The organism is Acetobacter fallax (assembly GCF_011516735.1).
GTDB lineage: Bacteria > Pseudomonadota > Alphaproteobacteria > Acetobacterales > Acetobacteraceae > Acetobacter > Acetobacter fallax.
This window is the reverse complement of the sequence record NZ_WOSX01000005.1, coordinates 48753-60501: the sequence shown is the minus strand read 5'-3', so window position 1 is coordinate 60501 and position 11749 is coordinate 48753. Positions and strand designations below refer to the sequence as shown.

The 11749-nt window shown below is 58.8% G+C and carries 11 protein-coding genes; 6 read left to right on the top strand and 5 right to left on the bottom strand.

What is annotated here, in order from left to right:
• Positions 1-323: 323 nt before the first annotated feature.
• The 3 genes from GOB85_RS04505 (at position 324) to vapC (ending at position 2533) form a co-directional block, all read left to right on the top strand.
• Positions 324-1652 carry a purine-cytosine permease family protein gene (locus GOB85_RS04505; protein ID WP_173576504.1) on the top strand — a complete coding sequence of 443 codons (1329 nt, stop codon included), beginning with the start codon at positions 324-326 and terminating at the stop codon, positions 1650-1652.
• Positions 1653-1901: 249 nt separating this feature from the next.
• Positions 1902-2129, top strand: a complete 228-nt coding sequence (vapB, locus tag GOB85_RS04500) for a type II toxin-antitoxin system VapB family antitoxin (protein ID WP_456304240.1) — start codon at positions 1902-1904, stop codon at positions 2127-2129.
• Positions 2129-2533, top strand: coding sequence for a type II toxin-antitoxin system tRNA(fMet)-specific endonuclease VapC (vapC, locus tag GOB85_RS04495; RefSeq protein ID WP_173576455.1), 405 nt, complete (start codon positions 2129-2131; stop codon positions 2531-2533). The genes vapB and vapC overlap by 1 nt, the downstream gene beginning before the upstream one ends.
• Before the next feature lie 224 nt (positions 2534-2757).
• On the opposite strand, the gene GOB85_RS04490 is transcribed toward vapC, so the two are convergent.
• Genes GOB85_RS04490 through GOB85_RS04480 form a run of 3 tightly spaced genes read right to left on the bottom strand, consistent with a single transcriptional unit; the run spans position 2758 to position 7926 of the window.
• A complete protein-coding gene (locus GOB85_RS04490) occupies positions 2758-5157 on the bottom strand; it encodes an nSTAND3 domain-containing NTPase (RefSeq protein WP_198912190.1) in 2400 nt (799 codons plus the stop codon).
• Positions 5158-5168: 11 nt separating this feature from the next.
• The gene (locus tag GOB85_RS04485; protein WP_173576456.1) at positions 5169-7643 is read right to left on the bottom strand and encodes an AAA family ATPase; all 2475 of its coding nucleotides are present in this window, start codon (positions 7641-7643) and stop codon (positions 5169-5171) included.
• The gene (locus GOB85_RS04480; protein ID WP_173576457.1) at positions 7636-7926 is read right to left on the bottom strand and encodes a hypothetical protein; all 291 of its coding nucleotides are present in this window, start codon (positions 7924-7926) and stop codon (positions 7636-7638) included. The genes GOB85_RS04485 and GOB85_RS04480 overlap by 8 nt, the downstream gene beginning before the upstream one ends.
• Positions 7927-8106: 180 nt before the next feature.
• On the opposite strand from GOB85_RS04480, the gene GOB85_RS04475 reads away from it, so the two are divergent.
• Entirely contained in the window at positions 8107-8433 is a 327-nt protein-coding gene (locus GOB85_RS04475; protein ID WP_242011293.1) for a helix-turn-helix domain-containing protein, read from the top strand.
• Positions 8434-8665: 232 nt separating this feature from the next.
• Entirely contained in the window at positions 8666-9349 is a 684-nt protein-coding gene (locus tag GOB85_RS04470) for an alpha/beta fold hydrolase (protein ID WP_242011292.1), read from the top strand.
• Between the two features lie 80 nt (positions 9350-9429).
• Here GOB85_RS04470 and GOB85_RS04465 read toward each other — a convergent pair whose 3' ends face one another.
• Positions 9430-10350, bottom strand: a complete 921-nt coding sequence (locus tag GOB85_RS04465) for an SDR family oxidoreductase (RefSeq protein WP_173576459.1) — start codon at positions 10348-10350, stop codon at positions 9430-9432.
• A gap of 150 nt (positions 10351-10500) precedes the next feature.
• Between GOB85_RS04465 and GOB85_RS04460 the strand changes: the two genes are divergently transcribed.
• A complete protein-coding gene (locus GOB85_RS04460) occupies positions 10501-11193 on the top strand; it encodes a type 1 glutamine amidotransferase domain-containing protein (RefSeq protein ID WP_173576460.1) in 693 nt (230 codons plus the stop codon).
• On the opposite strand, the gene GOB85_RS04455 is transcribed toward GOB85_RS04460, so the two are convergent.
• Positions 11190-11699: a MerR family transcriptional regulator gene (locus GOB85_RS04455; protein ID WP_173576461.1), complete on the bottom strand. Its 510-nt coding sequence runs from the start codon at positions 11697-11699 to the stop codon at positions 11190-11192. The genes GOB85_RS04460 and GOB85_RS04455 overlap by 4 nt on opposite strands.
• Between the last annotated feature and the right edge of the window lie 50 nt (positions 11700-11749).

The window sequence follows — 11749 nt, the reverse complement described above, 5'->3', positions numbered from 1 at the left end:
CTTTTCAGGGCTTTGCCCTGAAACCCACCAAAGGTCACAGACCTTTGGAAACCATTTTAATTAAACAGATCGGGGTGAAGGGGTCCGCGCCCCCTTCCGGGTCCGGGCAGAGCCCGGCCTTCCACCCGGAGGCCGCTCAAAAGTCCCCCTGCCGGCGCTTCGACACGCGTTGTCTGCGCTTCGCCGCCCAAAACCACACGCCGGTCGCGCCCTTCACGGGCAGCGCCCTGATTACACACCCGCACCATTCCCTTTATAGTGGAAATTCCTCCACAAACCCCAGACACGGATCTCCGCCCTTGTCGCGTGACGCACACAGTCTCATGGAAGACCTCTCCGCCGCCGCCGTCTGCGAGCCGGTCCCCGCCTCACGCAAGACAATGCCCCTCGACCGGGTCTTCTGGAGCCACTTCTCCCCCAATCTCGGCCCGGGCGGATGGGTCACCGGCGCCCTCCTCGTCAGCCTCGGCCTCGACCTCCGAACCGGCATCCTTGCCATCCTGATCGGCAACATCATCGGCGCCATCCCCGTCGCCCTCGCCGCAGCCGTCGGCCCGGCCACCGGCCTCACCCAGATGGAGGCCTCCCGCATGGCGCTGGGCCGCATCGGTGTCCGCCCCCCGTCCTTCCTCAACTGGCTCTACTGCGTCGGATGGGACGCCGTGAACAACGTACCCGCCGCCGCCGCACTCATGGCCCTGCTCGCCCTCAGCGGCCTGCCGCTCCCCTTCTGGCTCGCCCTGGGCATCCTCGCTTCCACCCAGATGGTCGCCTCCATCTACGGCCACCACGTCGTCCAGGCACTGCAAAAATACCTCGGCGCCATGCTCCTCCTCGTCTTCGCCCTCATCGGCGTAACCTTCGCCGCCCGGGGCGGCGCCATCGTTCACGCCACCCACCCCGTCAGCCTCGCAACCTTCCTGCTCGCCGTCGGAATCCTCGTCAGCTTCAATCTCTCCTGGGCGACATATTCCTCGGATTACACCCGCTACCTGCCCGCAAACAGCGCCCCGAAAACCGTCATCGCCCTCGCCCTCGCCGGACTCCTCACCTCCGCCGTCCCCTTCCAGATCCTCGGCCTGCTCACCGCCACCAGCATCGCCGAACCGTCACCAACCGCCGTCATCGCCAGCCTGCAACATGCCATGGGCCCCCTCGGACCCCTGGCCCTAGCCGCCATCGCGCTCTCCTCGATCACCGGCAACTCTTTCAACGACAACACCGCCAGCTACAGCCTGATCTCCGCCGGAATCCACATCCCCCGCGTCGCAGCCGCCATCATCACCGCCACACTCGGATACATCCTCGCCGTCGCAGGCGCCGGACAATACGCCAGCCTCTACACAGACTACCTGCTCGTCACGATGTACTGGATCGCCCCCTGGTGCGGCATCGTCCTCGCCGACTGGTACCTCACCGGAGGCCACTCCGCCGCAAAATCCGGCCCCTACGGCCAGCCCCTCATCCCCCCGCAGGGCTGGACAAGGGACGCCACAATCTTCGTCGTCACCTCAGTCCTCACCGTCGCCCTCTTCTCCACCAGTTCCCTCTACACCGGCCCCGTCGCCCGCTATCTCGGCGGCGCAGACATCGGCTACTACGTGGGCTTCTTCGCCGCCGCGATCTGGTACGCCGCCGGACGGCGAAAGTAATTTTCGTGAATAGTCCGGCGCCCCTCTTTCAGGAAAAAGATATTCTGCGTCAGGTATGTGGGGAAGCGGAAGATCCGGTATCGATTGAAAAAGCTGGAAAGCCGCCATGTTTCCGGATTTTGGTATTGGGTGCGCTATATCCATCTCACCTAAAGCGAGATCACGAACGTGGCGCATCTCCATGGAACGAATTCTATTGGTATCAGATGAGATTTTGGATATACTATCAGTATATCCTTTGAGGAGGCTATGATGCTCACCCGCACGACGCTCTTCCTGTCCAATCGCTCCCAGGCAGTACGCCTTCCCAAAGCTGTTGCGTTTGACGTCAACCTAAAAGAAGTCGTGATCATTCCTGACGGTGCGCGTCGAATAATTGCGCCGGCAAACGCCGCATGGGACGACTTCTTTGCCTCCCCGGGCACTCAATTGCCTGAGCGCGATCAGCCCGGGATGCAGGAGCGCGAAAGCTTCTGATGCTTCGTTATCTTCTCGATACAAATTTTTGCATTCGCGTTTTACGCGATCGTCCACAAGGCCTGCGCGAACGTTTCAACGATAACGCCGAGGCGCTCTGTATCTCAGGTGTCGTGCTTTACGAACTTCTTTATGGGGCCGAAAAATCTCAAAATCCGGCAAAGATCCGACGTGAGGTTGAGCATTTTGCCGCGCGTCTGTCTGTTTTACCGTTTGATGATGATGCCGCTGCGCATACAGCAGAAATCAGGGCGGACCTGGAAGCTCGTGGTTGTATCATCGGGCCTTACGATTTGATGATTGTCGGACACGCCCGGAGCAGAGGACTTGTCGTTGTAACCGGAAACCTGCGAGAATTTACCCGGGTAAACGGGTTGCGTTCTGAGGATTGGACGGCAGATTAGGGGGGCAAGCAGTAAGTCGGTTATCGGGGAGGAGTGATCGAAAGCTGCCATTCGCAGTGCTCACGCTTATGACGATTAACGACCAGATTGAGACGTTCGTTACTGGCTGCACGAACGTTGTAGTCTCACAAGAGCAGTCATTCGGGCTGCTTCCGGCCGCTGGACAGGAGTTGCCGAAGTTGCGGAGTTATACGCCTGTATCCGATCGTCCCATCTGGTGATCGTCACTTATCGACATCGTCGAAGACCGAGCGCTTCGTAGCCGCAAGTTCCGGCGGTGACGGTTCTTCTTTCTTCTGCGTGACGATATAGGTCCAGTCCGTGTCGTCTTCGTTCTCTTCGTCGCGCTCCCGCTTGCGTTCTTCAAGTCCGTCGACCGCCCGATTCACCTGATCCCGCGCGTCGCCGACCAAGCCAACCGCATCGTCATCCAGCTCGACGCCCATCTCCTCGATGCGCTCGAGCGCACCGAGCAATTTCTTGAAGTGGCTGTCGGGCTCTTCATCCAGATCGGCATCTGCGGCGATCTCGTCGATCCTCTCCTCAAGAGCGGGCAGAAGATTGGTTCGCAGTGCCAAGCCTAATCGGACGAGACGAAGCGGCGATATGAGTGCGAGCATCCCCCTCTCGGCAAAGAAGGACATATCGAGGTCTGAGAGCGCTGCGGATTCGAGGCTCCTTGCGGCCTCGCACCGCAAATCTTCCGGGAGTAGACCGAATTGATGGGCGCGGCCGTAGGTATGAAACCGAGGGTCATTGGCGAGGGGATCGGACTGCCAGCAGTGGCGCCTGAGTATCTCCGGAAACTGTCCGATTAGTTTGGCGAAAACCGCGTCGTTCGCCCTGTAGGACAGGAAGTGAAACAGCATCCAATTTCGATGGTTTTCGTCCGGCGTGTGGCTGAGACGCGCTACCAGCGCTTCGTTCAGCCCGGACGGAATGACCAAGGCATCCCGAATAAGCGGCGATCCCTCGCAGGTGAAGCTGCCGAGGATCGTATCAATTGGTGCGCCGCGGATCAGTGCGGCCATCATATGAGGTTTTTGCCGCAAAACCTCTGTCAGAGCATCCGAGATGGTCGGATGCGCGAAGGTCCATTTGGCGCCGGATAGCTTGAGAAAGGATCCCTTCAATTCGGCGAAGCAATCTTGGATCTTGGCTAGGGTGAAACCGGTCAAGTCCGAAACCGCCTGCGCTGCCGCCGCATCATGATCGCTGGGATCGAAGCCGGCTTGATGGACGTAGATGAGATAGAGCGCGGCCCGGAGTTGCTCGTCCAGTGCGCTGACCGTGTCGATAAGGTGCTCGGTCGGCTCCTCCATGAAGCGGACGAGCGAACTTTCGCGCGGCGTCAGTCCCTTGGTAAAGTTCGGGTCGCCAAGCCGCTCAGCGATTCCGGGCAAGAACTCTTCGACGGCGGCAACGGCGGCTAGATGCGGCTTGACGTTCGAACGCCAGCTTTGGCTCTGCTCGCCGAAATTGATGTGGTTGTAAAGGATTTGTGCCTTCTCTTCGAAGGTAAGTTCACCGACGTCGACCACGGCGCTGCCATCAGCGAATTGCGCTAGATTACGCTGCCCCAGTCGGCGCCGAGCTGCTTCGTAAATATGCTTGCGCGATGTCAGCAGGAAGCGGTTGCCGTGCTTGATTGCTGCGCGCAGCTTCGAAAACGCCGACGCCCAATCCTGTACGTAATCGTCGCGCAGCACGTTCGAGCCAAAAGCGTCATCAATCCAAAAGAATCGCCCGGGATCGTTGGGATTCCAGCCAGCCTCGAAATCGCGTGGACTGGTCAGCGCCAACACGGTGTTGTCGGGATTTTCCGAAGCGATCGTTGAAACGATCGCACCGATCGCCGATTTGCCGCTCGCAGGATTGCCGAGCAGAAGCACCACGCCGTGGTCCGAGATGGCGTTGACGGCGTCGCGATGCGCCTGAGTTGGAACATAGGTACGAAGTTTCGGAATCCAGCTATCGAGCAGCGCGCGGCTCTGCTCGCTAAGCCGTTCATCGACGATCGCTGTCAAATCCCCTAGACCGTAAACCTGCGGGACGAGGGCGCGCAGGCGTGCGCTGCTCTTGATGACCCGAACGATGTATTGGCGGCCCAGGATATGCGGCTTGCGAACGCCGAACTCGCGCAGTTTGGCGCGCATGGCGGCCGCAACCGGCGCATCCACGCTCATGTTGGTCATGAAGATGTATGTGTCTGCCTGGCCGCCTTTAACGAGTTCCTCGACATTACCGATTTCAGCGGAGAGGTCGCTGAGCTTCAACGCTTTGCCGGCGTCCGAAGTGTGCTTGCACTGGATCGTGCCGATGAGCTGCTCGCCATTTGGCGAGGGTATGAGAAAGACCGCATCCTGACCGCCGTCCTGCGCTTCTCGGAATATTTCGACGGGGCGCCTTAGGACCACTTCGCAGACTTGCGAGCAAAGGTCCTGAAAGGCGCGCCAACCGATCGTGTGAAGCGCGAGATCGCTCCAGGGGCCCTGCGCGCTACGTGGATCGCGTTCCGTAGTTTCAATTTGACTGTGCACAGTTCTCACACCCTCACCTTGCCGCCGATGAAGAAATAGGTCGGCATTCCTCGGTTTTTCCTCATCAATAGGAGAGCGCTTCAACCTTGCTTTCCTCACACGACAAGCGGTTTGAACTCGAATTGTGTCTCGCATTTATTGTGAGCGCAGACCGGCTTGCTAAGGCCGAAAGGCCTCTGATACTTCGTTCGGCCACAAACGCATTCGAATTGACCGCAGAATGCTTTGAATTCGCCCCAGCGTGTCTTCTCGTCGCCGATCGAGCCATCGCCATAGGGCGCGTCCTGGAAGTGGCTGCCGAAATTCTCGATGTCGCCCTTCACCAAGCTGGTGATGAATCGGTTGTTGACCCCGGGCACGTCGGCCGGCGTCAATTTGATATCGCTGAGGAAGCCGCCGATCGCCGAGGCCAATTCGGATCGCTCGTAGGAATAGGCCTTCTCGAGCTGACGGATGCGGACGTTGACGCCGAAGCCGCGAGCGATGCCGAGCAGCCATTCCTCCTCGGCCTGACGCATCTCGTTGGCAGCGGATTCGCCCTTGTCCCAGCGATCGGCGATCATCTCGTCTGTCACCTTATGGTCGGCGAAGCGCGGGCCGTATGCCGGGTCTAGTCCGATGATGCGCGTGAACTGCCAGTCCTTCGCGGCGAGCTGATCCTTCAAGTGATTGAAGAACCGCTCGTCATGGGTGACGAGGATGATCTGGCAGTCGGTGAACATCTTGGCGAGTAGCGCGCCGATCGCGCGGCGATGGTCGGCGTCATAGGAGGTAACGACATCGTCGAGCGCGATCACAGGGGCGGCTCTGTTGAACTTCTTGATCGCCGCGAGGCGCAGCGCCAGCGCCACCGAGTGAATCTGGGAGTCGCTCAGATAGCCGCCGGGCGCAACGCCCTGACGATTGTCGGCGAAGTCGATGACCAGCTGCATGCGCTGCTGATTGGTATCGTCCTCCCTGGGCAGCTCGAGCCGGATCGGCTTGGCCTTGTCGCCCTGGATTTCCTTGTAGATGTCGTTCATCGGCGCCTGGAGGGTGTCGAGCAGCGACTGAATCTTCTCGCGAATCTTGCCCGAGACGAGTGTGGCCTGGGTGCCGAGAGACTCGTGCAGCGCGGTGAGTTCCTCGGTCGTCCGTGTCGCCATCGCTACATCAGTCTGGAGCTTCACCAGTCGGTCGATGCTCGCCTTTGCCTTCACCCAGGTATGTTCGCCCTGCTTGTCCTCGATGTCGGCGATATCCTGGTCGAGACCGGCGAGGCGCGCCTCCAGCTCGGCGGTGATCGCGGCGGACGCAGGGGCGGCGGCGGCCGGCCATGCGGCAACCCCGGCCTGATACTCGATGAGTGCTGCCCTGAAGTCGTCGGGATCATCTTCGGACAGATGATCGATCATCGCTGGAAGCCGCGCGATCAACTGGTTATGCGCCTTGATAGTGGCTTTGTCGGCGTCGTCCAGCGCGGTCTTGGCGTCGTTGTAGCTTTGCAGATCGTCGAGGTGGGTCTTCAGAAGATCGCGGATCGCGGGGACGCTTCCGGCAGCGGTATCGCCGATCGCCGTCGCGCAGACCGGACATTTGTCCGGAGCCGCAGCATCGTCGGCAAACAGTTTCTCGGCTTCCTTCCACACCGACCGGAAGACCGTGTCCGCCGCTTTGTCGCGCTCGTCGGCTTCGGTGACCATGGCATCGGCCAACACCGCCAGCGCTTCGTCGAAGGCGGCAATGGCACCCGAATATTCGGGGTCGCCGCCGTCCTCGGGCACAATCTTCTGCCACAGCGCGATAACCGAGTTGCGGACCTGTCGCAGACCGGCGAGGCCGACGCTCTTCTCCTCGGCCGCGACGCGTTTGCCGATATCGACATAGCCGGCGTCTGCGGCATCGAGCGCCGCCATCGTCAATGCGGGATCGAGTGGCGCAATGACGTTTGTGTTGACGAAGTCGAGCACAGCCGCGTCGTCCCACGCCTGGACGGCCTGGGCGGTCTCGGTGCGTAGCTGCCCGGCGAGACGAACCTGCTCAGTCGTGCTCTCGGCAGCGGCCTTGACCTCGCGGCGCAGCAGCCGGAGATTCTTCTGGACCTCGACCAGTGGCGAGAGCTGCAGCCAGCTCACCACGTCGCTGTAGCGGGTCTCCGCCTTCTGCTCTTCGACGAAAGTGCGCAGCGTATAACCGCGGATGATCGGCGCGACGACGAACCCGGCTTTCATTGCGGTGGCTGCTGCATGGATCGGGCGTGGATTGCCCTGCGCCGTGCGGCTTCCCGCAGTGGTGGCCTTGCCGGTGATGGTCGTGAACTTGACCACCGGCGCGATCCCTGCCGCCTGCGCGCCATTATGGACCAGCGCGGACGGGCCGGCCTGGTTATTGAGCGCACGCTGCCCGAGCCGATCGAGCGTGCCATGTTCGGAGAAGAGGAATTCGAGCGCGTCGATGACACTCGACTTGCCGAGACCATTGGGCGCGAAAATCGCGAGGCTCGGCTTCTTGCTGAAATCGAAGGTCTTAGGCTGAAGATAGGCGCGAAAGCCTTCGAGCGTCAGCGAGTGAAACAGCGTCGGATCAGCCATCGGCCGCTTCCTCGGCCGTGGCCGCGCGCTCAGCGGCCAGCGTCAGGATCGCCGCCTTGGCATTCGCAATGACATTTTCGTGCGGCATCACGGTCAACAGATGATCCGTCAGGATCGCGGCCAAATCGGCATCCACATCATCGGAGGCGTTGAGCGCAGCAGCGACCCCGGTCAGAAACGCGTCTGGCGTTTCCAACACATCCATGTCCGGCCCGGCAAGCGCCGCGATCATTTCGAACGCCACCGCCTCCTCTGGTGCTGCTGTCTCGTCCTCGTCCACCAATTCCCCCTCCTGCTCACCCGCGAATTAAGCAAGAAAGCACCGTACCGCCCCTCCGCCCTAGTGGGAAGACTAGCTAATTTGGGGCGGAGCGAAAGCGACAGTCTCCGCACCAATCCGATCAGCTAACTAGTGTCCTGATCGAGAAGTTTATATGATTATCCTGATGGCAGGGGCAATCGAATGGGACGCACGGCGCTTGCGCGGGGAGCCCGTATTGTCCTTGCCGCCGCCAATGGGCATGAGAACAAAGCGATCCGTGACCTGACGGGCGCGGACATCAACACGGTTGGCAAGTGGCGCCGGCGTTTTGCGGCGGACCGTCTGGACGGGCTTTACGATGAACCCCGGCCAGGGACGCCGCGTTCGATCGGCGACGAGGAGATCGCACAGACGATCGGCATGACCCCGGAAGAAACACCGCGCGATGCCACGCATTGGTCGCTGCGCTCAATGGCGCAGGCGGGGGGAGAGCAGAGCGTCTGCTATCTGCGTCCGAACCTAAAATAACAGACGTTTTATTTACATAAACTGTATGTCGAGCGAGGTTAAAACCTTCCTCTGGGGTGAGCGGTATGAAATCTTGAGGATATAGCTTTACCGGTGATAATCTCACTGCACGATCCAGAGCGCTCAACTTTATGAAAGCCATTGAATGTTTGCTTCAGGGAAGTTTGTATCAGTTGGCGATACAAGTTTGTTCGTCTCTGAAGCCGGGAACCCAGCAGGAAGAGTAATTGTATTGCTCCATGGCGGTCTGCAGAGCCGGCTCGATTTCATTCCGCTCGCAAAGCTTCTTGCAGAAGATTACAGACTTATTGCTATTGATACGCGCGGGCATGGTCGATCTGGCATCGGGACGGCTCCCCTGACATATCGACAGCTTCAGGATGATTTTACCGTGGTTCTTACCACGATGGGGCTGCAAAAATCCGGTATCATCGGACATAGTGACGGTGGCATTGTCGCCTTACGGCTGGCTGCATCGCGTGCCGTACAACCGGAGTTCGTCATAGCAGTCGGCGCGCATTGGATATTGCCGGAAAATGATCCGGCCCGGCAGATTTATCAGACGATCACGCTTGAAAAATGGCGTGAGATGTTCGGGGACCAAATATCGGTCTATAACGCGGAAAATCCCGAACCGGATTTCGGAAAGTTATTCACGGGTGCGACGCATATGTGGCTCGGCTGCGATGAAGATGCCTATCCCGGCGCATCCGTAAAAAACATCCAGTGCCCTCTGCTCGTCGTGCATGGTGACGATGACATATTGGTGTCGCGGCAACAGGCGTTTGAGCTGACTGAGCAAGTCAAAGGAGCCAGATTGCTGAACCTGCCCTTCGCCAAACACACGTTACTTGAAGACATGCCTGAACGTGTTTTCCCCTTTTTACAGAATTTCATAAAGCGCATCACAGCCTGAAGACTATGCAGTTGCATGACCCGTTAGAGAAATCCCTTTCTGATTTCCTGCTATCTGACATGAAGGCGGTATCCGCCCCTCTATTCTTTCCTGATCAGTTCCAGACCCTCCTTATATGTCGTCACAGGAAACTCGGGGAAATGACGTTTGAATTTGCTTGAGTCGAAGAGATTGTCGTGCTCATAACGGGGCAGCAACTCCCTGATCTCCCGCACCTTTTTTGAAAAAAGGCCCGCAATGATCAATGGCCATTTTCCAATGACCGAATAGGAAGGGGAGCGTCCAAAAATCTTACTCGCCATGATAACAAATGTCTTGTAGGTCGGCCGCTCGTCACAGCACGGCAGATGCCAGGTCTGTCCAAAAGCATCCGGTGTATTGCCCAGCGTTGCCAGCGCACGGCTCGCATCCGGCGTCCAGATGAGGGTTCGGTGGGTGTCGTCACGGACAGGAACCAAGGGTCTTTTACCTACTTTTAGCCTGTCAATGATCAGGGCGTTGGTGAAACTCTGGGTTTTTCCCGGGCCATAGAATTCCGGTGCGCGGGCGATAAGCGCGGGAATGTCTCCGCGTGCCATTTCCTGCAGCACCATGGTGGCCATTGCCGCGCGTACACGTCCTTTCCGGCCAACCGGCGCAAAGCGCGTTTCTTCCGTCTGGATCTCGCTGTTCTGCGGATACATGTAGGTATTGTCGAAATAGGCAAAGCTGGCCCCCGCCATCCGGCACGCCTGCAGGGCATTCTTCAGCATAACGGGAAACTGTTCTTCCCAGAGCTTGCTGTCAGGGGGCAGGCCGGCCGTAAAGTAGACGATCCGGCTGCCTTTCACTGCCTGTGTCGTCTGCCCTGCATCCAGCAGGTTTGCCGCCACGAGAGTATCGTCTTCGTTGACCCTGCAAGGATTGCGGCTCACCAGCCGCAACTCCCCCGTATGATGCCGATGTAATGTCCGCGCCAGTTCCGTGGCGATCTGACCATTTGCGCCCAGTATTATCTGCATGTGAGGCTGCCTCCATGACGTCAGGTAGGTTTGCCCTTACACGATTAACCTTGAAGCCAGATTTAATGTCAAACCTCAGATTGACCTTCAACCGGGCATGAACGTTACAGGATGATAGTCAGAAATGCAGCCGCATGGGAGGGGCCAGCCATGAACCGTCGTATCCTTCACGTTGTCACCAACACTGCTCATTTCGGCAATTCCGCGCATCTGACCGGATTATGGCTGTCGGAACTGACGCATGCGTGGGACGTATTTGCCGCCAGCGGTTATGAACAACGCATTGTCAGCCCAAAAGGTGGCAGGGTTCCGCTTGATCCGCGTGCATTGAAATGGCCGATGCGCGATGCCTCCGCCAAGGCTTGGTTGGTCGATCCGGTAAAAATGGCCCTGCTGTCGTCAACACTGCGCCCCACAGACATCAACCCGAGCGATTACGATGCGATCTATTTCACCGGCGGTCATGGCGTAATGTGGGATTTTCCAGACAATGAAGGCCTTCAGACTATCACCCGCGCACTATGGGAAAAGGGTGGTGTGATCTCCGCTGTCTGTCATGGATATTGCGGGCTGTTGAACACCCGGCTTGCAGACGGTTCCTTTCTGGTCCGCGGTCGGAAAATCACCGGGTTTTCGTGGACCGAGGAGAGACTGGCGGGTGTCGCACGCGAAATCCCCTACAACGCGGAAGCGCAGATGAAGGCACGGGGCGCGATCTATGAAAAGGCGCTGCTTCCGTTCATGCCTCATGTCGTGACGGATGGACAACTGGTGACAGGACAGAACCCCTTTTCCGCCAGAGCGACCGCAAAGAAGGTGGTGGCACTTCTGGATGGGACTTAACGGGATACCGTCTTTTTACGGCGGGCAGGGCTTACCGACTGACGGCGGTCCGTTGCATCCAGAAGGCGGATATCGTCCGACGTGACGTCGAGGGCTTTGGGGTGTTCAGCAAGCATATTTGTCAGGACACGATGCGCATTGGCCGCACAGTCCATGTCGTTGGGGCGCGCCTGAATATCCTCGATTAGACGGAGCAGATGCACCCTGCTTTGGGCCAGGCGTGCCTGCAGCGCTTCGATATCCGCAATCTTGCGTGTCAGGGCATCCATCAATGTAGCATGGTCCCAATGCGTCAAATCAGAGGGCAGCAGGGTGCGGACTTCATCCAGTGTAAATCCGGCCCGCTGCGCTGTTGTGACAAGACCCAGGATCATTACGGCCTGCTGCGGATAGGTCCGGTATCCGTTGGACTGACGGTCAACCGTTTTCAGCAGTCCGATGCGCTCATAGAACCGGATTCTTGACGGTGTCAGGCCACTTAGCCGTGCCAGTTCTCCAATCCTCATATCCGGTTTCCTATTTCAGATTCATCTTGACATTGAACTTATGTTCAACG